This window comes from Methylobacterium soli, from assembly GCF_008806385.1.
Taxonomy (GTDB): domain Bacteria; phylum Pseudomonadota; class Alphaproteobacteria; order Rhizobiales; family Beijerinckiaceae; genus Methylobacterium; species Methylobacterium soli.
The window spans coordinates 22012-41074 of the sequence record NZ_VZZK01000044.1; the positions used below are offsets into that span (position 1 = coordinate 22012).

14 protein-coding genes and 1 pseudogene are annotated in these 19063 nt (G+C 71.3%); 3 read left to right on the forward strand and 12 right to left on the reverse strand.

Translation table 11 applies throughout. The annotated features are described in order from the left end of the window. Positions 1 to 91 precede the first annotated feature (91 nt). From F6X53_RS27380 to F6X53_RS27420, 9 genes are all read right to left on the reverse strand, one after another. Positions 92 to 772, reverse strand: a complete 681-nt coding sequence (locus F6X53_RS27380) for a uracil-DNA glycosylase (RefSeq protein ID WP_151004341.1) — start codon at positions 770 to 772, stop codon at positions 92 to 94. Next, positions 762 to 1517, reverse strand: a complete 756-nt coding sequence (locus F6X53_RS27385) for a PIG-L deacetylase family protein (RefSeq protein ID WP_151004343.1) — start codon at positions 1515 to 1517, stop codon at positions 762 to 764. The genes F6X53_RS27380 and F6X53_RS27385 overlap by 11 nt, the downstream gene beginning before the upstream one ends. Before the next feature lie 113 nt (positions 1518 to 1630). Continuing rightward, on the reverse strand, positions 1631 to 2869 hold the full coding sequence (locus F6X53_RS27390) for a glycosyltransferase family 4 protein (protein WP_151004345.1): 1239 nt from the start codon (positions 2867 to 2869) through the stop codon (positions 1631 to 1633). Further along, on the reverse strand, positions 2866 to 3744 hold the full coding sequence (locus tag F6X53_RS27395) for a sugar phosphate isomerase/epimerase family protein (protein WP_151004347.1): 879 nt from the start codon (positions 3742 to 3744) through the stop codon (positions 2866 to 2868). The genes F6X53_RS27390 and F6X53_RS27395 overlap by 4 nt, the downstream gene beginning before the upstream one ends. Then, positions 3741 to 5333: a YcaO-like family protein gene (locus F6X53_RS27400; RefSeq protein WP_373875878.1), complete on the reverse strand. Its 1593-nt coding sequence runs from the start codon at positions 5331 to 5333 to the stop codon at positions 3741 to 3743. The genes F6X53_RS27395 and F6X53_RS27400 overlap by 4 nt, the downstream gene beginning before the upstream one ends. Before the next feature lie 22 nt (positions 5334 to 5355). Beyond that, entirely contained in the window at positions 5356 to 6372 is a 1017-nt protein-coding gene (locus F6X53_RS27405) for a Gfo/Idh/MocA family protein (protein ID WP_151004351.1), read from the reverse strand. After that, a complete protein-coding gene (locus F6X53_RS27410) occupies positions 6372 to 7556 on the reverse strand; it encodes a class I SAM-dependent methyltransferase (protein ID WP_151004353.1) in 1185 nt (394 codons plus the stop codon). Before F6X53_RS27410 ends, F6X53_RS27405 begins: the two co-directional genes overlap by 1 nt. A gap of 31 nt (positions 7557 to 7587) precedes the next feature. Continuing rightward, on the reverse strand, positions 7588 to 8520 hold the full coding sequence (locus F6X53_RS27415; RefSeq protein WP_151004354.1) for an HD domain-containing protein: 933 nt from the start codon (positions 8518 to 8520) through the stop codon (positions 7588 to 7590). After that, positions 8520 to 9710: an inositol-3-phosphate synthase gene (locus F6X53_RS27420; RefSeq protein ID WP_151004356.1), complete on the reverse strand. Its 1191-nt coding sequence runs from the start codon at positions 9708 to 9710 to the stop codon at positions 8520 to 8522. The genes F6X53_RS27415 and F6X53_RS27420 overlap by 1 nt, the downstream gene beginning before the upstream one ends. A 315-nt stretch (positions 9711 to 10025) precedes the next feature. Between F6X53_RS27420 and F6X53_RS27425 the strand changes: the two genes are divergently transcribed. Next, positions 10026 to 11177 carry a transglycosylase SLT domain-containing protein gene (locus F6X53_RS27425; protein WP_151004358.1) on the forward strand — a complete coding sequence of 384 codons (1152 nt, stop codon included), beginning with the start codon at positions 10026 to 10028 and terminating at the stop codon, positions 11175 to 11177. A gap of 93 nt (positions 11178 to 11270) precedes the next feature. On the opposite strand, the gene F6X53_RS27430 is transcribed toward F6X53_RS27425, so the two are convergent. Together F6X53_RS27430 and F6X53_RS27435 are read right to left on the reverse strand one after the other, a co-directional pair. After that, complete coding sequence (locus tag F6X53_RS27430; RefSeq protein WP_151004360.1) at positions 11271 to 12881, reverse strand: DHA2 family efflux MFS transporter permease subunit; 1611 nt, start codon at positions 12879 to 12881, stop codon at positions 11271 to 11273. Continuing rightward, positions 12878 to 14092: an HlyD family secretion protein gene (locus F6X53_RS27435; RefSeq protein WP_238296191.1), complete on the reverse strand. Its 1215-nt coding sequence runs from the start codon at positions 14090 to 14092 to the stop codon at positions 12878 to 12880. Before F6X53_RS27435 ends, F6X53_RS27430 begins: the two co-directional genes overlap by 4 nt. Positions 14093 to 14352: 260 nt before the next feature. Between F6X53_RS27435 and F6X53_RS27440 the strand changes: the two genes are divergently transcribed. Then, positions 14353 to 15015 (forward strand): HdeD family acid-resistance protein, encoded by a 663-nt coding sequence (locus F6X53_RS27440; protein WP_151004364.1) that lies wholly within the window; start codon positions 14353 to 14355, stop codon positions 15013 to 15015. 179 nt (positions 15016 to 15194) lie between these two features. Further along, positions 15195 to 17717, forward strand: coding sequence for a PBP1A family penicillin-binding protein (locus tag F6X53_RS27445; RefSeq protein ID WP_151004366.1), 2523 nt, complete (start codon positions 15195 to 15197; stop codon positions 17715 to 17717). Here F6X53_RS27445 and F6X53_RS27450 read toward each other — a convergent pair. Then, a pseudogene (locus F6X53_RS27450) lies at positions 17718 to 19002 on the reverse strand (methyl-accepting chemotaxis protein); the annotation flags it as partial. It lies immediately after the preceding gene. Positions 19003 to 19063: the final 61 nt, after the last annotated feature.

Genomic DNA, 19063 nt, shown 5'->3' on the forward strand with positions numbered 1-19063 from the left:
CCGGACCGCGGTCCGTCGGCGAGGCATTTAGGGGCTTACGCCGCATAAGGCCAGCGATGCCCTTGGGATACCAGAGGATGAGGCGGGCCCCTCAGCCGGTCGACGTCGCGGATTTGCCCGGTTGCGGACAGGCGCGGTGGTCGGCGGCCGGCACGGCGCGCAGCAGGCGGGCCGCCTCGGCGAGGCCGGCGCGGATGCGCGTGGCGACCTCAGGCGAGGTGCAGACATAGGTCGGGCTCGGATGCGGCAGCGCGACCACCGGCAGGCCGGGACGGAGATCCGCCAGGGCCGGGCCCAGGCCCGCGGCGAAGCGGCCGGACAGGGCCACGACGGCGAGCCGGGGCAGGCAGGCGAGGAGTGGTGCGAGATACGGGATGGCCGCCGTCATCTCCGCGCGGCGCGGCGCCCGGTTCAGGGCGCCCTCGGGATGGATGACCCAGGGAATCGTGTTCCAGATCAGCGTGTCGCGACGGGCTATGCCGGCCTCGGCGAGGAAGCGGAACAGGTTCGCGGCGGTGCCGGTGGCATTGTCGCGGGAGACGAAGCCCGTCTTGAAGATCGCCGGGCCCGGCGTCTCCAGCAGGAGCAGCATCCTGGCCTCGGCCCCGCCGTCGAGGGGGTCCGGGTCCGGCACCGGAGCGTCGCGCTCCGCCGCGATGATGCGGGCGAGCGCCCGCACCGGCGCGAGGTGGGGCGCGCCCACCAGGGCGCGTCGGGCCGCCAGCGCAGCCGGATCGGCGAGGCTCTTCGGGGCGGCCGGCTCAGGAAGCATTGCCGGGACACCCCGCCGGAAGCGGACCCGCGCGGCGGAACCGCTCGGCGCCGCCCTCCTCGGCGAGCCGGCGCGCCAGCCCCTCGCGGCCGCCGAACTGAAAGCCGATCTGCGTGGCGTAGGCCGCGCAGGCCGCCTCCTTCCGCGCCCGCGCCTCGGCGCCGACCGGAATCGTCCAGGCCGGCAACGCCGCCACGAGGTCGCGCAGAGGCTCCTTCGGGTCGGGGCTGCGCACCGTGTAGGGGAAGTCGCGCCACCACAGGACGGGCCGGGGCGGCGCGAGCGCCCGCAGGGCGCGCACCACCTGGACGTGATCGACATGGCCCCCCACCGCCTGCGGCGCCAGGATCAGGTCGGGGCGCGTTTCCGCCACGAGATCGGCGAAGGCCGGGATCAGCGCGGTGACGATCGCGTCGTCCGGGCGGGTCTCGGCGAAGAGCGCGGCGGCCGAGCCGTAGCCCCGGTGGGGCGCCTCCCGGAAAGCCAGGTGGCGGGGCTCGCCGATCCCGAGCGCGCGTGCCGCCTGCGCATCCTCGGCCCGCCGCAAAGCCATGTAGTCGATCTCGGGCGCCAGGCCCTTGTCGAGCTGGCAGGCCAGGGCGAAGCCCGTCGGCGCGGCCACGCTCTCGGTGAACACGGTCGCCATCACGATAGTCCAGCCGGCCTCGGCCAGCACCGCCAGGGTGCCGCCGCAGGAGAAGGCGGCGTCGTCGAGATGGGGGGAGAGGGCCAGGGCTAGGGGCATCGATCAGGGCTTGGTTGCGGGGCTCGCCGACCCCTCTGGCGTTCGCGAGGGGTCAGGATGAGGGGCGCCGGGACTGGACAAGGTCACGCGTCCCCGCCGCGTGATGGCGAGCCTCACAGGAGGTGCGGCTCGGCCCGGAAGCGGCAGGAGGGGTCGGCGGGGAGGTTCGGCGAGAACTCGGTGGCCGGGCGCTCGGGGGCGATGCGCGCGTAGACGTCCATGATCTGCCGGCCGACCGTGGTCCAGGAATAGACCCTGCGGCATTCCTCCAGCCCATCGCGGGCGAGGCGAGTGCGCAGGGCCTCGTCCTCGATCACGCGGGTCAGAGACCGGGCCAGCGCCGGCACGTCGCCGGGCTCGGTGAGGAGGCCGTTCTCCTCGTCGCGCAGGCAATCCGAGACCCCGACCGAGTGGGTCGAGACCACCGCGAGCCCGGCCGCCATCGCCTCCAGGATGGTGTTGGAGAAGCCCTCGGCATAGGTCGGCGAGACGAAGATGTCGGCCTGCCGGTAGAGGTCCGGCACCCTGTCGTAATCGGCGTAGCCGCTGAAGCGGATCGCGGGTTCGCCGAAGCCGAGCTCCGCCGCCCGTGCCTTGGCGGGATCGACGTCCGGGCCGATGCCCGAGATGGTGGCGGCGAAGGGCGTGCCCTGCTCGCGCATCAGCGCCAGCGCGTCGATGAAGTCGAGGACGCCTTTCCGGCGATCGACCCGGCCGTGATAGAGCAGGCGCTGCGGCCCCGCATGCGGAGCGGGCAGCCCGCTGCCCCCGTGTTGCGCGAAGCGGGGCGTGTCGACCGCGCCCGGCACGATGGTGAAGCGGGCGGGGTCGGAGCCGAGGCGGTCGCAGACTTCCGCGACGAAGGAGCGACCGCCGATCAGCAGCGCGTTGGCGTGGGCCAGGACCTCGCACATGGCGACCCGGTGGGTCTCGCAGCAGGAGCCGACCCAGTGGCCGTCGCCACCCTGGATCGAGACCACGTTGGGCACGCCGAGGCGGCGGGAGGCGAGCAGCACCGCCCAGCCGGTGGGGTAGCCGTATTGCGCGTGCAGGATATCGAAGGGCTGGCGGGCATGCTCGTTCGCGATGGTCTCCACCATCGTGTCGATGTCCCGCTCGAAGTCGCCATCCGTCTGCTCGCCGACCTGTTCCAGCCCGATGACCCGGACGCCGGGGACCGGCGGGGGCGGTCCGCCGCCATAGACCCGGGTGCCGAAGGCGTCGCCCCGGTACTGGCTGATCATCGTGACGTCGTGGCCGGCGCCGACGAGCTCGCGCAGGAGGTTCTGCGCGTAGACGCTCATGCCGGAGATCGCCGGGAAATAGCGCCGGCTGACGAAGCAGATCCTCATCGGACGGGCGTTTCCCGGATCGTCGTGTCGAGGGGGGGCAGGTCGGGCCCGCCACGGCGGCAATCCCGCAGATAGGCGAGCGCCTGCGGGATCATCACGTCGGCCCGGTGGCTCTCGCGGGAGAGCTCGACGCAGACCAGGCGGTCGAAATGGATCGCCTCGAGGGCGTCGAGGACGCCCGGCACGTCCATGTCGCCCTCGCCGAAGGGCAGGTGGACGTGGACGCCGCGGGCCATGTCCTCGATCGCCACGGTGCCGATCCGGTCGGCGAACTCGGCGACGGCCGCCGACGGCTCGCGCTCCCCGGTCACGAGGCAATGCCCGGTATCGAGGGCGAGGCTGAGGCCCGGCACGGCGAGGGCGGCGTAATCGTCGAGGGTCTCGATCAGCATGCCGGGCTCGGGCTCGAGGCAGGGCACCACCCCCTGCTCGGCCGCGTAGGCCGCGACCTCGGACAGGCCTGCGCGCAGCCAGACGCGTGCCGCGTCCGGGTCGACCCCCGGCTTCGGGACCCCGGCCCAGAACGAGACCGCCTCGGATTTCAGGATGGCGCCGATGTCGATCGCCCGCTTCAGGAAGCCGACCCGGCGGGCGCGCGCCGTGGCATCGGCCGTCACCAGGGTCGGCTCGTGCTTGTGCTTCGGATCGAGGAGGAAGCGGGCCCCCGTCTCGATCACGGAGCCGAGGCCGAGGCGCTCCAGGCGGCTCGCCACCCGCTCGGCCTCCCGCGCCCATTCCTCCGCGAAGGGGTCGAGATGGTGGATGTCGAGGGTGAGCGCCACGCCGTCATATCCGGCCTCGGCGATCAGCTCGAGGGCGTCGTCCAGCCGGTGGTTGGCGGCCCCGTTGGTGTTGTAGGCGAAGCGGAGCGTCATGCGGCCTGCCCCCTCTCCTGCAGCCGGAACGGCGCATGGTGCGATTCCGGCTCGCGGTAGAGGGGATAATGACTTCCGACGATCTCCTCCGCCAGGGCCGTGTCGAACAGGGGCTGGCGGCCGCCGAAGCGCTCCAGCGCCTCCGGCGTCAGGCGAACCGGGAGCAGGGTGTCGGTGGCCTCGCCGAAGCGGATCAGGGGGTGGTCGCGCTCCAGGAGCTTGCGGGCGTTGCGCTCGCCGATCCGGTAATAGCTCATGGTCTCGACCTCGAGCCCCGGCACGATCGCCTTGACCACCCCGACCGCGCCGCCCGGGGGCGAGCAATCGACGTAGAGGATGTCGAAGCCGGCCTCCGTCAGGCGGTCGCAGGCGATGGCGCCGCGCGCGTGCCCGTCGGCCGCGGGCGTGGTCGGCAGCTCGCGGAAGGGCTTGGTCGCCTTCTCGGAATAGACCGTGTTCGCCAGGACGTCGTGCAGCCCCTCGGGCGGCAGGACGATCCATTCCAGCATGGCCTTGAGGGCCCGGCTCTCCTCGAGATCGAGGCTCGGCAGGGCCTTCTGGATGAAGGCGTTGACGTAGCCGGGCGGGGTCACCTGCTCGGCGAAGGCCAGCGGCCCGTGGCCGAAGGCCTTGCGCACCCGCGCCGCCTGGAACTCCAGCAGGGCCTTGCGGAGGGCGCGCTCGCGGTCCGGGTCGCAGGCCTCGCCGCAGGCCGAGAGCGCGATCGGGACGGGCGCGTCGGCCGGGTTCCGGTCGTGGCCGACGACGTAGATATTGGTCAGCCCGAACGCGTCGGTGGCGAATTTCGGCAGGGCCTTGATGCCGAGATCCGACAGCCGCGCCAGCATCGCGGCGGTCTCCGGCCCGATCCCGTCCGAGACGTCCAGCACCACGCCCTGATCGAGGGCGCGGAACAGCAGCCCGTTCCCGTCCCGCTGCAGCAATTCGAGCACCCCGTGCCCAAGCGCGAAGGGGATGTCCGGCCCGGCGCCGAGGCCGTTCGTGATCAGGTTGGTGAAGGGCACGTAGCCCTCGCTCAGCTCGAAGTAATCCGTCGCCGCGAGATCGAGCGGCATCAGCACGGTCTCGCCGGTCCGGTGCCGGATCGTGGGGGTCCATTCCAGCGTCGTGGCGCGTCCCACAGGCGAGCCGGCGGGCAGGCAGAGGGTGAGCGGATCGGCCACGGCGCCGGCCCCGAACACCTTGACCAGATCGTCGTAGGATGCGCGTTCCTTCCGGCGCGGCATCACGGCGAGGGAGGGCATCAGGTTCTCGGCGATCTCCGCCACCGCCCCGATGATGGCCTCGTCGTCCGTGGCGCCGTATCCGATGCCGCTCGGCATGGCGCCGACAAAGAAGGGATCATCGAGGAACAGGGACACGAACCAGACCGGAACGCCGGTCCGGTCGAGGGGGGCCAGCGGAAAGCCGACGATGCGGCCTTCGGGGAGGATGTCGAGATAGGCGCGGACCGGCTCGGGCAGGCTCGCCGGCAGCCCCTCGATCCGGCGCGGGGCGCCGTAGCGGTAGGAGCGCGGCGCCTTGATCCGGGCATGGCGCGCCCGGGCGTCCTGATCGTGCTCGGTCACGTCGGGGTTCCTTTCCGTCGTATCAGGCTGCCCGCGCACCGGCATGGCCGTAGGCGCGGGCGATGAGCCGCATGGTGTGGAGGTCGCGCTCCGCCGAGTAGGCCGCGCGCTCCTCCGGGCGGCGCAGGGCCGAGCCGAAGGCCCGCACCTGCTCCAGGAAGGGCGAGGCCTGCAGGTCGAAGGGTAGCGCCTCGACCGCGCCGGTGACGCCATCCGTGAAGGTGACGCTGCCGCCGGCCACCTGGCCCATCGTGTCGATGGCGGTGAGCTGGCCGCGCGTGCCGAGAACCTCCAGGCGCCGCCGCGGCAGGATATCGGGGCAATTGTAGGCGACGTGCAGGCTTGCCAGCACGCCGGAGCCCGTCCGGCCGACCAGGAGCGCCCCGTCGTCGACGGCGTAATCCTGGGCCTTGGCCTGGGTCAGGGCCGCGATGTCGGTGACTGAGTCGCCCACGAGGAAATCGACGAGGTCGAGCCCGTGGGGCGCGAGATCGATGAGCGCGCCGCCGCCGGCCTGGGCCGGGTCGATGCGCCAGTTGTCCTGGCCCTGGAACGAGGTCCAGGCACGGTCGAGCCAGCAGGCATAGACGATGCGGACAGCCGTCACGGTGCCGAGGCGCCCGGCCTCGATCGCGGCCCGCATGGCGCGATGGCCCGGGTGGTGGCGCTGGTCGAAGGCCGTGCCGTAGAAGATCCCGCTGCCCCGCACGGCGGCGGCCATCGCCTCGGCATCCGCCAGGGAGGCCGCCATCGGCTTCTCGCAAAGCACGGCCTTGCCGGCGGCGGAGAGCACCTCGACGGCGCCGCGATGCAGGTGGTTCGGCGTCGCCACGTAGACCGCCTCGACCTCCGGCTCGGCGAGGAGCCCGGCGAGATCGGCATGGGCCCGCGCGCCCTCGGCCTCGGCCGCCCGGCGCGAGGCCTCGCCCGGATCGCAGATTGCCACGAGGCGATGCCCGGCCGCCCGGATTCCGGGGGCCATGTAGTCGCGCGCGACCCAGCCGTATCCGACGATGCCCCAGCCGACGCGATCCGCCATCACCAGCGCTCCGGAAGATCGACGAATTCGCGCCGCCGCACCCGGTCGGCATCCGGCGAGGTGGCCTCCCCGACCCAGTCGAGCACCGCCGGCCCGGGCGAGCGCATCGGATAGGTCACGCGGTCGGCATATTCCGCCGCGTAGCGCTCGGACGGCCAGCCGACGACGTAGGCGCCCGGCGCTTCCTCCGCGTAGAGCGGGTTCAGCACCAGCTGCGTGCCCTCGCGCGGCAGGGTCAGGCCATCGACCACGGAGCGCGGGGCCGGCCGCATGCCGGGCCCGGCCACCACCGAGAAGGCCTCGCAGCTCCTGAGGTCCCCGGGCTTGCGGGGCGCCGGGGCGCGCAACTCGACGAGCGCGCGCGTGAGTTCGGCGTCGTCATACACGAGGGCGTCGGGGAAGAGCTCCTCGATCTCCTCGGCGGAGACCGCGCGGCCGGCGGAGAAGCCGGGCTGGTCGCTGTTGTGGATGTGGCTCAGGGCGAGCCAGCCGTCGTCGCCCGCGTTCTGGCGCAGGCATTCGAGCAGGGTCGCCTTGTCGTCGAGGAAATAGAAGGCATCGTTGCAGACCACGAGGTCGACCGGCGCTCCGGCGATCGGCCAATGGGGCGAGCCGGCGTCGAAGCAGATCAGCTGTGCCTTGGGGGCGACCACCCAGTGCCGTGCCACCCAGAGCTTGGCGAAGACCACGTCGGCACCCGCCACCTTGGCGCCGCGCGCCTGGAATTCGCGCAGGTACTGCCCGATGCCGCAGGCGAACTCGAACACGCAGGACGGATCGTTCCAGTGCGCCTCCAGGAGCGCGAGCCCGGCCAGGAAGGTCGGATCGGTCCAGCGATGCAGGAAGTAATCGCCTACGCGGCCCCAGCCGAGGAGATCCACGGCCTCGCGCAGCGTCGCGGTGTCGCGCTCGCGCACCAGCCGGCGCAGCGCGTCGGGATCGGCCGGCGGGCCGTTCCACCAATCGTCCTGATCGGCCAGAAGGCCAACCAAGGCCGCCTCGCCTTCGTCGGCATCGAGATGCGCGAGGGTTCTGGCGACGAGGTCGCGGCGGTTCGTCCGCAGGTAGGGAATGCCGTCGATCACCGGCCAACGCTCACCCGTCTCCGCATCCCGCCGGGAATGCGGCGTATCGGATTTGAGGGCGTTGCCGGTTTCGGGCGAGGAGAGGCCGAAGGGGATCATACTGTGCTACCCGCCCCCGTCGCGTGTGCGATCACGGGATGCGCATAGCCTCCAGCACCCGATCATGGAACCCCTTCACCGGGCCCGCATGGACGAGTTCCATCTCGCCGAGCACGGTGTCCATGGTCAGGGTGGCGGCGCGCAGGTGCTGCGCGATCTGCAGGACCCGGTCGATCGCATCCGCCGCGTGGAAGGCGCGTCCCTCGGCGGTCGCATCGTCCGGGAGCACCGCGCGCGCGCGGACGACACTCTCCCGGAGCCCCGGCTCCAACTCGTCGAGGGCCCACTGAGTGGTGCGCGCCATGATGGGTCCGAGATGGTCGCCGAGCAGCATCTCGCCCGTGAAGCCGGCATCCGGCATCGCGGCATTGTGGAAATGGTGTGCCATCGCGGCGAGGAACACCGTCGTCGGGTCGGCACGGTAGAAGGGGCTCAGCACGACGCCGTAGACGGCCACCATTAGGCAATGCTCGGCGTGGTTCTCGGGCGGCTCCAGCAGTATGCGGGGCTTGCCCGGGCAGGTCACGCCGGCGCGCGGCTGATGGGCGAGGGCCGCGACGAAGCCCGGCAATGGGCCCGCCGGCAAGCCCGCGCGCTGCCGGAGCCGATCGCGCAGGCGGGTCCGCAGGGGTTCCTCGACCTCGGCCGCCACCGCGTCGAAGCCCGAGACCAGGATCTCGGAGACGGTTGCCTCGGCCAGACCCGCCGCGCTCAGGAAGGCCGCGTCGAGATCGCAGAGGCGGCAGGCCGCGAGGGTGGTGGCCGTCACCGCGAGGGCGACGTCCTCCGGATCGGCGCCGCCCGTGAGGGCGCCCCACCCTTGCGCGAACAGGCGCTCGGCGATGGAGCCGAGGCGCCCAGACGAGCGGACGCGCTTGAGGTCGTTCAACTCGACGAGCAGCTCACGCAGCCCGACGGGTGCGGCGGGGCCGCCGCTCCCGGCGTCCGGCTCGTTGCGCGCCATCAATGCACGCCGAGCCAATCGAGCAGCATCTTCTCCTGCTTGCCGAACGCGTGCTCGGGCCCGTGGCCGTTCTTGACCATGGGGGCCTTGAAGAAGGTCGAGAGCTGCTCCTGCACGCCGCCGTCGCCGCGCTTCTTGGCGAGGTCGAGGACGCGGGCGATCTCGATCACCAGGGGCGCTGCCAGGATGGAATCCTTGCAGAGGAAGTTGACCTTGATCTGCATGCGCTGGCCCAGGAAGCCGGTGACGTCGATATTGTCCCAGGCTTCCTTATCGTCGCCGCGGGGGCGGTAATAGTGGATGTGCACGAGGTGGTCCTCGACCGGGTAGCCGAGGATGGAATCGAGCACCGTGCCCTTGGTGTTGAGCTTCGATTGCAGAGAGCTCGGATCATTGAGCGCCAGGCCGTCGCGGTTGCCCAGAATGTTCGTGGAGAACCAGCCGTCGACGTGGAGCGCGCGGGCCTTGAGCGCCGGCGCCAGCACGGTCTTCATCATGGTCTGGCCGGTCTTGCCGTCCTTGCCCGCCACCGGAACGTTGAGCTCCCGGGCGAGATCGAGGAGCGCCGGGACGTCGGCGGCCACGCTCGGGGTGAAATTCGCGTAAGGGATGCCGCTCTTGATCGCCGCGTAGGCGTAGAGCATCGCGGGGCTGATCGATTCGTCGCTCGCATCGAGACCCTTCTCGAAGGCGGCCGACGAGTTCAGGACCGGATCGCTGAGGTCGGGCCAGCTCTCGGTCGAGGCGAGGTTGACGACCACGACCTCGTCGAGGTTGCTCTCCTGGCGGAAGCGCTTGAGATCGTTGGCGATGATCGAGACCGTCTCGCGGTGATCCTTGGCGACGATACGGTTCCCGCCATCGATGTTCTTACAGAACTTGGCGCTGCCGACCGCCGGCCAGGGCGTGATGCCCTTCAGCACCTTGGCGCCGTTCTCGATGTCCTGCGCGGTCAGCACCCCGTGGCCGGTCGCTGCCGCGGCGAGATCGTCGCTGTTCAGGTCCCAGCCGCCGAAGACCAAGTCCTTGTAATCTGCCATGCCGGCAACCGGGACGCCCGCAAGGGGCAGGCCATCGAGCCGATTGGAACCGGATTTGATCATCTCGATGCCGGCGATGGCGGTGGTGGCGACGGCGCCACCCATGCCAACGAACGCAACGCCGACGCGGCGACCGGTCTGCATGCTCATTGGAGAAGGACTTCCCTACAGTGGATATGCCGGGGCATCAGACGGGCCGGAAAGGCCTGCCCCGCATGGCCCATGGTAACTGGCTCTGCCGAGCTTCGTTCCAAGCCCCGGCTGCGACAAAATCCTGCCCCCATTCCCCTGAACCGCACCCGAACGAACGGTTAAAGATCCGTCAATAGAGAGGCTTAACGGTCTCTTAAGGGTGCCACGCTTGGATCACGGAGCTGTCCCATTGTGGTCACAGCGAGCGGCGACATAGCCGCCACTTGATCGAAGCCGCGCCCTAGTAAGCCGCGGCACGACAAAGGAATAGAAATGGGGGTTTTCCCGGAGCCGGCGCTCTGCGCCGACGACGTGAGCCGTCTCGTGCCCAACGGGACAGATTTTCAGGACAATTCCGCAACTTGGCAATTGCGGGCCGAGCACCCGAAACAGGGCCGGACCTTCGCCAATATTCGCAGCCGCACCATCGCGACTTTGCTGGCCGCCTTGATGGCCGGGTTCTGCCTTCCGCAGAGCGCTCTTGCCCCTGCCGCAGCCGCGCATGACCGCATCGACGAGCGGGCCTTCGCGGCCCACGACCTCGCGACCCGGACCGGTCCCGATAAACCCGCGGATTGGGGCGGGGTTCCCCTCCTTGAGCAGGAGCCGGCGACCGCCGCCCTGATCGAGAGCGACCTCGCGGCGCTGCCGCAGCCGCGCAACGGTCCGGGCGACGAGATCATCCGCTTCGGCGAGATGAGCGTCCCGCGCAGGATCGTCGAGACGATCCTGCGCGCCTCCGCCGAGGCGGGGGTCGACCCGGTCTACATGATGGCGCTCGCCGACAAGGAATCGAGCTTCTCCACCAAGGCGAGGGCCGCGACCTCCTCCGCCGAGGGGCTGTTCCAGTTCGTCAGCGCCACCTGGCTGGAGATGATCCGCGATTTCGGCGGCCGCTACGGCTACGAGGCCGAGGCGGCCGCGGTGACGGGGCGCGGCGCCGGCATCACGGTCACGGGGGACGGCATGCGTGAGCGCGTGCTCGGCCTGCGCCGCGACCCCTACGTGGCCGCCCTCATGGCCGCCGAGCTGATCAAGCGTGACCGGGCCCGGATCGAGGCCCGCATCGGGCGCGACCTGACCACCTCCGAACTCTACCTCGCCCATTTCCTCGGCACGACGAGCGCCGGCCGCTTCCTCGTGCTCAGCGCCGAGAAGCCCGAGAAGGTGGCGCAGAAGGAATTCCGGAACGCCGCCCGGGCGAACCGCAGCCTGTTCACCGAGAAGGCCGGCAAGGGCCGCCGCAACCTCACGGTCGCGGAGGTCTACGAGCGGATCGACGGCATGATCGATCGGCGGCTGAGCCAGTACGGGGGCGTCGCGGCCCTGGCCGGAACGGCACCGGCCGAGCTGCCCGTGCCGCCCGCGCCCTCCGCGCAGGGCCGGCTGCAGGTCACGGATGCCTCGCTGCCGACGCAGCCGTGAGCGTCGCGCCCTGCGGGCCGGGATCCTCTCCGGCGCGCGGCGGAGCCCCGGATCGGCATCGGCTCGGGCGTGCGGCCACTGGCGGCGCGCCCATCAATGGCCGGCCGGCGCATCGCCGCCCCGCTTCACCCGGCTGAGGATCATGGCCAGAGGCACGGCCGAGGCCGAGACGAGGCAGAGCGCCCAGAACACGTCGATATAGGCCCAGAACGCCACCTGCCGGGCGAGCTGCTGCCCGATCCAGGCGGTGGCCTGCCCCTGCGCGTCGAGGCCGGCCGCGCCGTGCTGCGAGAAGTACTGCGTCGCCTGCCGCATGGTCTCCTGATAGGCGGGAGCCGAGGGCGAGACGTGCTCGACGAGCCGGCTCTGATGGAATTGCTGGCGATAGGCCAGGATGTTCTGGGCGAGCGACACGCCCATGGACCCGCCGACATTGCGGGCGACGTTGATCAGGGCCGAGGCCTGGTCCGTCTGCGACTTGTCGATCCCCTCGTAGGAGGCCGCCGTGATCGAGATGAAGATCATCGGCAGGCCGATGCCGATATAGATGCGCGACCAGGCGAAGAACCAGAAGGTGACGTCGCCGTAGATCCGGGTCAGGTCGTACATCGCGAGGGCGACGATCGTCGCGCCGGCGGCGATCAGGTATTTCGGCTGGACGTATCCCGAGACCCGCCCGATCACCAGCATCATGAACACGGTCACGAGACCGCCGGGCGCGAGCGCGAGCCCGGCGAGCGTCGCCGTGTAGCCGAAATAATCCTGCACGATCTGCGGGATGAACTGCGTCGTGGCGATCAGGATCGCCCCGGTGGCGAGCATCACCAGGAAGCAGGCGCCGAATTGCCGCTTGCCGAGGAGGCGCAGGTCCACGACGGGGTTCTTGTGGCGCAGCTCCCAGGGAATCATCAGCACGAAGGCGACGAGGCTGAGGATCGCGAAGGTGATGATGAGGTTCGAGCCGAACCAATCGTCGCGCTGGCCCTCGTCCAGGACGACCTCCAGGGAGCCGAGGAAGGTCGCTACCAGGATGAAGCCGACGATGTCGAAGCGCACGCCCTGCTTGCGCAGGCGCCGGCGCTCCTCGACGGCGGATTCCGGATCCTCGAGGAGCAGGTACATCAGCGCGAGCGCTCCGAGCCCGATCGGGCCGTTGATCAGGAAGCACCAGTGCCAGGAGACGTTGTCGGAGAGCCAACCCCCGAGCGTCGGCCCGATCACGGGCGCCACCACGACCGCGAGGCCGTAGAGGGCGAAGGCCTGGCCCCGCTTCTGCGGCGGGAAGGAATCGGCCAGGATCGACTGCGCCAGCGGCGCCATGCCGCCTCCGCCGAGGCCCTGCAGCACGCGGAAGACCAGGAGCGACTGCAGGTTCCAGGCAAAGCCGCACAGCACCGACGCGACCGTGAAGAGCGCGATGCTCCACATGAAGAAGGCCTTGCGGCCGAAGCGCTTGGCGAGAAAGCTCGACGCCGTGAGCACGATCGCGTTGGCGACGAGGTAGCTCGTCACCACCCAGGCGGCCTCGTCCGGTCCGACCGCGAGGCCACCCGAGATGTAGCGCAGGGCGACGTTCGCGATGGTGGTGTCGAGCACCTCCATGAAGGTCGCGAGGGACACCACGAGCGCGATGGCCCAGGGGCTGTGGCCGCCCGGAGCCTTGGGAAGTCCCTCTGCGCCTCCCTTCGCGGCGCCTGCGCTCATCGCACCCGCACCGTCGGGACGATGGACATGCCGGGTCCGATCGCGACGTCGCCGGGCCAGGAATCGACCACGATCTTGACCGGGATGCGCTGGACCACCTTCACGTAATTGCCGGTGGCGTTCTGGGCCGGCAGGAGGCTGAAGGCGGTGCCGGAGCCGGGCTGCACCGAGGCCACCCGGCCGGTGATCTTGCGGTTCGGATAGGCGTCGATCTCGATCTCGGCGGGCTGGTCCGGCCGCATGTCGGTGATCTGCGTCTCCTTGTAGTTGGCGGTGACCCATTTCTCGTCGGGCACGAAGGTCGCGACGCTCTGGCCGGCCTGCGCGAACTGGCCCTTGGCGCCCGAGAGCTGGACGACACGCCCGGGCTGGGCCGCCGTCACGGTGGTGTAGCCGAGGTTCAGCTCGGCCTGGGCCGCCTGGGCCAGCGCCGTGGCGAGGCTCGCCTCGGCGCTGGCCTTCTGTGCCTCGAGCGAGCCGATCTGCTTCTGGGCCGCGATGACGCTCGCCTGCGCCCGCTGCAGCGAGGCCTGCTGCTGCTCGAGGTTCGAGGTCGATTGCTGCGATTGCTGGACGGTGCCCGCCCCCCGCGTCGCGAGGTCCTTGTAGCGGGCGGCGTCCGCCTTCGCGAAATCGAGGGCGGCCTGCGTCTGCGTCACCTGCGCCTTGGCGACGTCGACCTGCGCTCTCTGCGCCTCGATCTGCGCGTCGACGTTCAGGATCGAGGCTTTCGCCGAGGCGATCTGCGCCTGCGCCTGCGCGAGGGTGACCTCGTAATCGCGCCGGTCGATCTGGAACAGGGTCTGGCCGGTCTCGACATGCTGGTTGTCGGTGATCGGAACGTCGATCACGTAGCCCGAGACCTTCGGGGCGATGGTGAACTGGCGCGCATCCACGAAGGCGTCGTCCGTGGATTCGTAGGGGTGGAGTTCGACGAGCCAGTAGAAATACCCGGCGACCGCCAGCAGGATCAGCGCGACCGCGCCGAGGCCGAACCAGACCGGGTGCCTGCGGATCAGCCCCGGGCGCGTCTCGTCCTCCGGCGCATCCTCCGCCCGCGACCCGTCGGCGCCGTCTGGCGCGTCGGCCGTGTCCGGGGGCACGTCCTGCGGCTTCCGGCGGGCGTCCTCGGGCTGCCACGCTTTATCCGCGCTGACGTCGATGACATCGCGCTCGGTCGCGGCTTCGATCCCGCCGGTGCGATCGGACATGGGAGGGCGCGCGCGAGCGCGCGGCGCCTGCTGCTGGTCATCAAGCATCGGTGAAGTGTCCGCGAAGGCTCCTGGGCCGCTCGGCAACCCGGAGCGCTCGATAACCCGCCTCGCAGCTCCAAAGACGGCAGGCGCCCCAAGGTTCCGTACGGGGGAGACGAAGACTTGCCGCAGGGAACGCCGACCTGCACAGGGCGTTCAGCGGCCGAGGTCTCGCGTCCTGCGGCGGCGCAGACTCTCATCGCTCGAGGAGTCCCACCATGGCCACCACCGGCAACCCGTTTCCCGCGTCGCCCCTGGGCAGCGCGAACCCCTCCGGCCTGTCCCCGACGGGCCCGGCGCGCCTCGATGCGATGAGCACCGTGCTGGCACGCAACTGGTGGCTCGTCGCCCTGAGAGGCGTCTTCGCCATCCTGTTCGGCATCGTCGCCTTCGTGGCGCCCCTCGCGACGATCCTGACCCTGGTTCTGTTCTTCTCGGCCTACATGCTGGTCGACGGGGTCTTCGGCATCGTCGCCTCGGTGCGGGCGGCGCAGCGGGACGAGCGCTGGGGCCTGCTGCTCCTCGAAGGCCTCCTCGATCTGCTCGTCGGCGTCGCGGCCTTCCTGATGCCGGCGGCGGCCGTCTGGGCCTTCGTCTACCTCGTCGCCCTCTGGGCGCTGGTCAGCGGCGGCCTGATGCTGGCGGCCGCCTTCCGGCTGCACCTGCATTATGGGCGCTGGTGGCTCGTGCTCGGCGGCGTCATCTCGATCCTGTTCGGCCTCGCGCTGCTGATCAATCCGGGCATGTCGGCCCTGGTGCTGACCTGGTGGATGGGCGGCTACGCCATCGCCTTCGGGGTGATGCTGGTGATCCTGGCCTTCCGCCTCCGCGGCCGGCACGAGGAAGCGGGCCGGCCGGTGCCAACGCCCAAAGTCGCCTGAGGGAACTTCCCCTCACGGACGGTTGCCTCGAAGCGGGACGGCCGCGAGGGGAAACGGAGCCGCACGCGTAGCCTTGGCGGCCGTAACCTTGGCGGCCGTAGCCTTGGCGGCTTCATCCGGTCTAGAACGGCGGCTCCCGTCCGTCCTGGCCGGCCCTCGCGCCGGGTGAATGGTTGTCGATGCCCCCTCCCGATCCGCAGCGTCCGCAGGCCGGCGACGGCGACCCGCGCGCCAGGACCGAGGGCGAGCCGGATCCGCGGGCCGCGGCCCGCGAGGCCGCCGCGGCGGCCAAGATCCTCGGGCGCCAGCTGGGGCTCCTCGCGGCCGGTGCCGCGCGCGGGGCCGGCAGGCGTGCCCGACGGGCGGCCGAGGGCAGCGCGCCCCTGTTCCGGACGCTGGGCGAGCGGCTGCGGCGGCCCGCCGCCGACACGGCGCCCGCCGACCGCGTTCCGGCCCTCGACCCGGCCCTGCGGAGCGCGCCGCCAGGATGGGGCGCGCGGCTGCGCCGCCGGCCCGTCCTGGCCGTCGGGCTCGCGCTCCTGGCGCTGCCGATCGTTCTCGCGGCGGGGCTCGTCATCTCGAGCTTCCTCACCTTGCCGCCGCTCGGCGGCGCGGCTCTCGATCCCGGACAGCGGGCCCTCACGGTCGAGGCCGATGACGGGCGCGCCTTCGCGACGCGGGGCGCGTTCCGGGGGCAGCCCCTGACGGCGGCGGACCTGCCGCCCCACCTCGCCCAGGCGATCATCGCGATCGAGGATCGCCGCTTCTACAGCCATTGGGGCATCGACCTGCGCGGGCTCATGCGCGCGGCCTGGCGCAACGCGGCCGGGGGCGGCGTGCGCGAGGGCGGCTCGACGATCACCCAGCAATATGTCCGCCTGACCTCGCTCACGCAGGAGAAGACCCTCCGGCGCAAGATCCAGGAGGCGCTCCTGGCGCTCCGGGTCGAGAGCGAGATGACCAAGGACAAGATCCTGCTCGGCTACCTCAACACCGCCTATTTCGGGGCCGGCGCCTACGGCATCGATGCGGCAGCGCGGCGCTATTTCGGCAAGGGCGCCAAGGCCCTGACCCTCCCGGAGGCCGCCATGCTGGCGGGCCTCGTCCGGGCGCCCTCGCAACTCGCCCCGACCCGCAATTTCGGGGGCGCCAAGGAGCGGGCCGACGTGGTCCTGCAGACCATGGTGGAGACGGGAGCGATCACCCCGGAGGCGGCCGACGCGGCACGGGCCCAGACCATCACGCTCCGGACCCCGCCCGAGACGCCCCCCGGCACCAATTACTTCCTCGACATGGTGGCGGGGGAGGCCAAGCGCCTCACCGATACCGGCGGCGACGTCACCCTGCGCACGACCCTGAACCTCGATCTGCAGAGCCTCGCCGAGGGCGTGGTCGCCCGGCGGCTCGACGCCGAGGGCGCCAAGAAGAAGGCCGGCCAGTCCGCCCTCGTCGCCCTCTCGAAGGACGGCGCGATCCTCGCCATGGTGGGCGGGCGCGACTACGAGGACAGCCAGTTCAACCGCGCGACGCAGGCCAAGCGGCAGGCCGGCTCGCTGTTCAAGCTCTTCGTCTATCTCAGCGCCTACGAGCGGGGCTACGCGCCCGAGAGCGTGCTGGTCGACCAGCCGATTCAGATCGGCGATTGGGAGCCGCAGAATTCCAACAACCGCTTCCGGGGGCCGGTGCCGCTGCGGACGGCCTTCGCGCTCTCGATCAACACCGTCGCGGCCCAGATCGCCGACGCGGTGGGCGTGCCCGCCGTGATCGAGACCGCCCGCCGCCTCGGCGTGCAATCCGACCTGCCGAACGTGCCGAGCCTGGCGCTCGGCTCCGCCGAGGTGACGCTCCTCGAGATGACCCGTGCCTATGCGGGCGTGCTGGCGGATCGGATCCCGGTCGAGACCTTCGGCATCCACGCCATCCGGGGCGGCGGCCCGCAGCCGCTCTACGTCCATCCGGAGCCGAAGGGCGGTGCCGTCCTGCCCGGCGACAGCCGCACCATGATGCTCGATTCGCTCCAGGCCGTGGTCGAGGGCGGGACCGGCAAGGGCGCGCGGGTCGCCAACATCCCGGTCGGCGGCAAGACCGGCACGACCCAGGATTACCGCGACGCCTGGTTCGTCGGCATGACGCCCGACCTCGTCGTCGGCGTCTGGGTCGGCAACGACGACAACAGCTCCATGAACCGGGTCAGCGGCGGCGACCTTCCCGCCGCGATCTTCCGGGATTTCGTGCAGCGCGCCTCCGTGCAGATGGCCAAGGGCCGCGCCAAGCGCCCCTCCGCCGCCCGCGCCGATCCCGCCCCCGCCCAGGTCGCGGCACCTGTCCAAGGAACTGGTCCTGCGCAAGGAGCCGCCCCCAACAAGGAGGCGGCCGTGGGGCCGGAGATCCACGGCGTTCCGGACGTGATCGATACCGGGACCCTCGCCTTCCGGGGCCGCGTCGTCCGGCTCCTCGGGGTGGAGGGCGAGGGCGGGACGCTGGCGCGCCAGCTCGCCCGCTATCTCCGCCGCCGGGAGGTCGCCTGCGCGCCGGCCGCGGAGGCGCAGGGCCTGCGCTGCCGGATCGACGGGGACGACCTTGCCTCCCTGATCCTCGCGGCGGGCGGTGCGCGCGCGTCGGACGCGGCGCCGCCGGACCTGCTGGCGGCCGAGGAGCAGGCCCGCTCCGAGCGCGTCGGCCTCTGGCGGCGCGCGCGCTGATCAGGCCGCGCGCACGCTGTCGAGGAAGCGGCGCACCTCCGAGCCGAGATGGTCGGCCTGCACGGAGAGGTCCTGGGCCGAGGTGAGGAGGTGGCCGGCGGCCCCGCCCGTCTCCTCGGCGGCGCTCGCGACGCTCGCGATGCTGCGCGTCACCTCGCCGGTGCCCGACGCCGCTTGGCCGACATTGCGCACGATCTCCTGCGTCGCCGAGCCCTGCTGCTCGACCGCGGTCGCGATGGCCGCCGTGACGTTGCTCATCTCGCTGACCCGGTCCGTGATGGACTCGATCGCCGTGACGGCTTCCCCCGTCGAGCTCTGGATGTCGGCGATCTGACGCGAGATCTCCTCGGTGGCGCGCGCCGTCTGGCTCGCGAGCTCCTTCACCTCGGCCGCCACCACGGCAAAGCCCCGTCCCGCCTCGCCCGCCCGGGCGGCCTCGATGGTGGCGTTGAGGGCGAGGAGATTCGTCTGGCCGGCGATGCTCGAGATCAGGCTGACGACATCGCCGATCTTCGTGGCGCCCGCGCTCAGCGCCTGAACAAGGGAAGCCGTCTTTCCGGCTTCCTGGACCGTCGCGGAAGCGAGGGCCGCGGAGCCGTGGACCTGTCGGCCGATCTCGTCCACGGAGCTGCCGAGCTCTTCGGCGGCCGAGGCGACCATCGTGACATTCGCCGCCGCCTCCTCGGCGGCCGCCGCCACGGTGATCGATTGCTCGGCGGTGCGGCTCGCATTGCCGCTCATGCCCTGCGCGGTCTCCTGCAGTCCGGTCGCCGCCAGGGTGACGGCCTGGACGATCCCGCCGACCGCCTGCTCGAACCCGTCCGCGAGGTCGCGCATCGCCGCCTTGCGCTGGGCGTCGATGCCCGCGCGGGCCAGCTCGGCCTCGGCCTCGAGGGCCGTCGTCCGGACGAGGCTCTCCTTGAACACCTGCACGGCCGCGGCCATCTGGCCGATCTCGTCGCGGTGGCCGAGGCTCGTCACCGCCACCGAGAGGTCCTTGGCCGCGAGCCGCCCCATCACGGCCTTGAGGTTCTGGATCGGGCGGCTGATCCCGATATGCAGCAGCAGGAGGGACAGGCCGGCGGCGAACAGCATCGTGGCGAGGCCGAGCGCGGTGGCGAAGCGCGACGATTCCCCCGCAGCGCGCGGCCTCATCCCGGGTGCGCAGCAGAGCCCGCTCGTCCTTCACGGCCTCGTCGGCGATCCGGCGCAGCGCATCCATGGCGGCCTTGCCCGCCCCGGACGCCTCCAGGCCGCGCGCCGCCTCGCGGGTCGCGGCATGTCTGGTAGCGGAACGTTGTTGGGATCAGGTGCGTTGGGCGATTGAGGAAAACGCCTGGCGCTTT

Bases quoted from the DNA above. Each gene is read 5' to 3' on its own strand.
- F6X53_RS27380 (WP_151004341.1), bottom strand. From the start codon at position 772: ATGCTTCCTGAGCCGGCCGCCCCGAAGAGCCTCGCCGATCCGGCTGCG.
- F6X53_RS27385 (WP_151004343.1), bottom strand. From the start codon at position 1,517: ATGCCCCTAGCCCTGGCCCTCTCCCCCCATCTCGACGACGCCGCCTTC.
- F6X53_RS27390 (WP_151004345.1), bottom strand. From the start codon at position 2,869: ATGAGGATCTGCTTCGTCAGCCGGCGCTATTTCCCGGCGATCTCCGGC.
- F6X53_RS27395 (WP_151004347.1), bottom strand. From the start codon at position 3,744: ATGACGCTCCGCTTCGCCTACAACACCAACGGGGCCGCCAACCACCGG.
- F6X53_RS27405 (WP_151004351.1), bottom strand. From the start codon at position 6,372: ATGGCGGATCGCGTCGGCTGGGGCATCGTCGGATACGGCTGGGTCGCG.
- F6X53_RS27410 (WP_151004353.1), bottom strand. From the start codon at position 7,556: ATGATCCCCTTCGGCCTCTCCTCGCCCGAAACCGGCAACGCCCTCAAA.
- F6X53_RS27415 (WP_151004354.1), bottom strand. From the start codon at position 8,520: ATGGCGCGCAACGAGCCGGACGCCGGGAGCGGCGGCCCCGCCGCACCC.
- F6X53_RS27420 (WP_151004356.1), bottom strand. From the start codon at position 9,710: ATGAGCATGCAGACCGGTCGCCGCGTCGGCGTTGCGTTCGTTGGCATG.
- F6X53_RS27425 (WP_151004358.1), top strand. From the start codon at position 10,026: ATGGGGGTTTTCCCGGAGCCGGCGCTCTGCGCCGACGACGTGAGCCGT.
- F6X53_RS27430 (WP_151004360.1), bottom strand. From the start codon at position 12,881: ATGAGCGCAGGCGCCGCGAAGGGAGGCGCAGAGGGACTTCCCAAGGCT.
- F6X53_RS27435 (WP_238296191.1), bottom strand. From the start codon at position 14,092: ATGTCCGATCGCACCGGCGGGATCGAAGCCGCGACCGAGCGCGATGTC.
- F6X53_RS27440 (WP_151004364.1), top strand. From the start codon at position 14,353: ATGGCCACCACCGGCAACCCGTTTCCCGCGTCGCCCCTGGGCAGCGCG.
- F6X53_RS27445 (WP_151004366.1), top strand. From the start codon at position 15,195: ATGCCCCCTCCCGATCCGCAGCGTCCGCAGGCCGGCGACGGCGACCCG.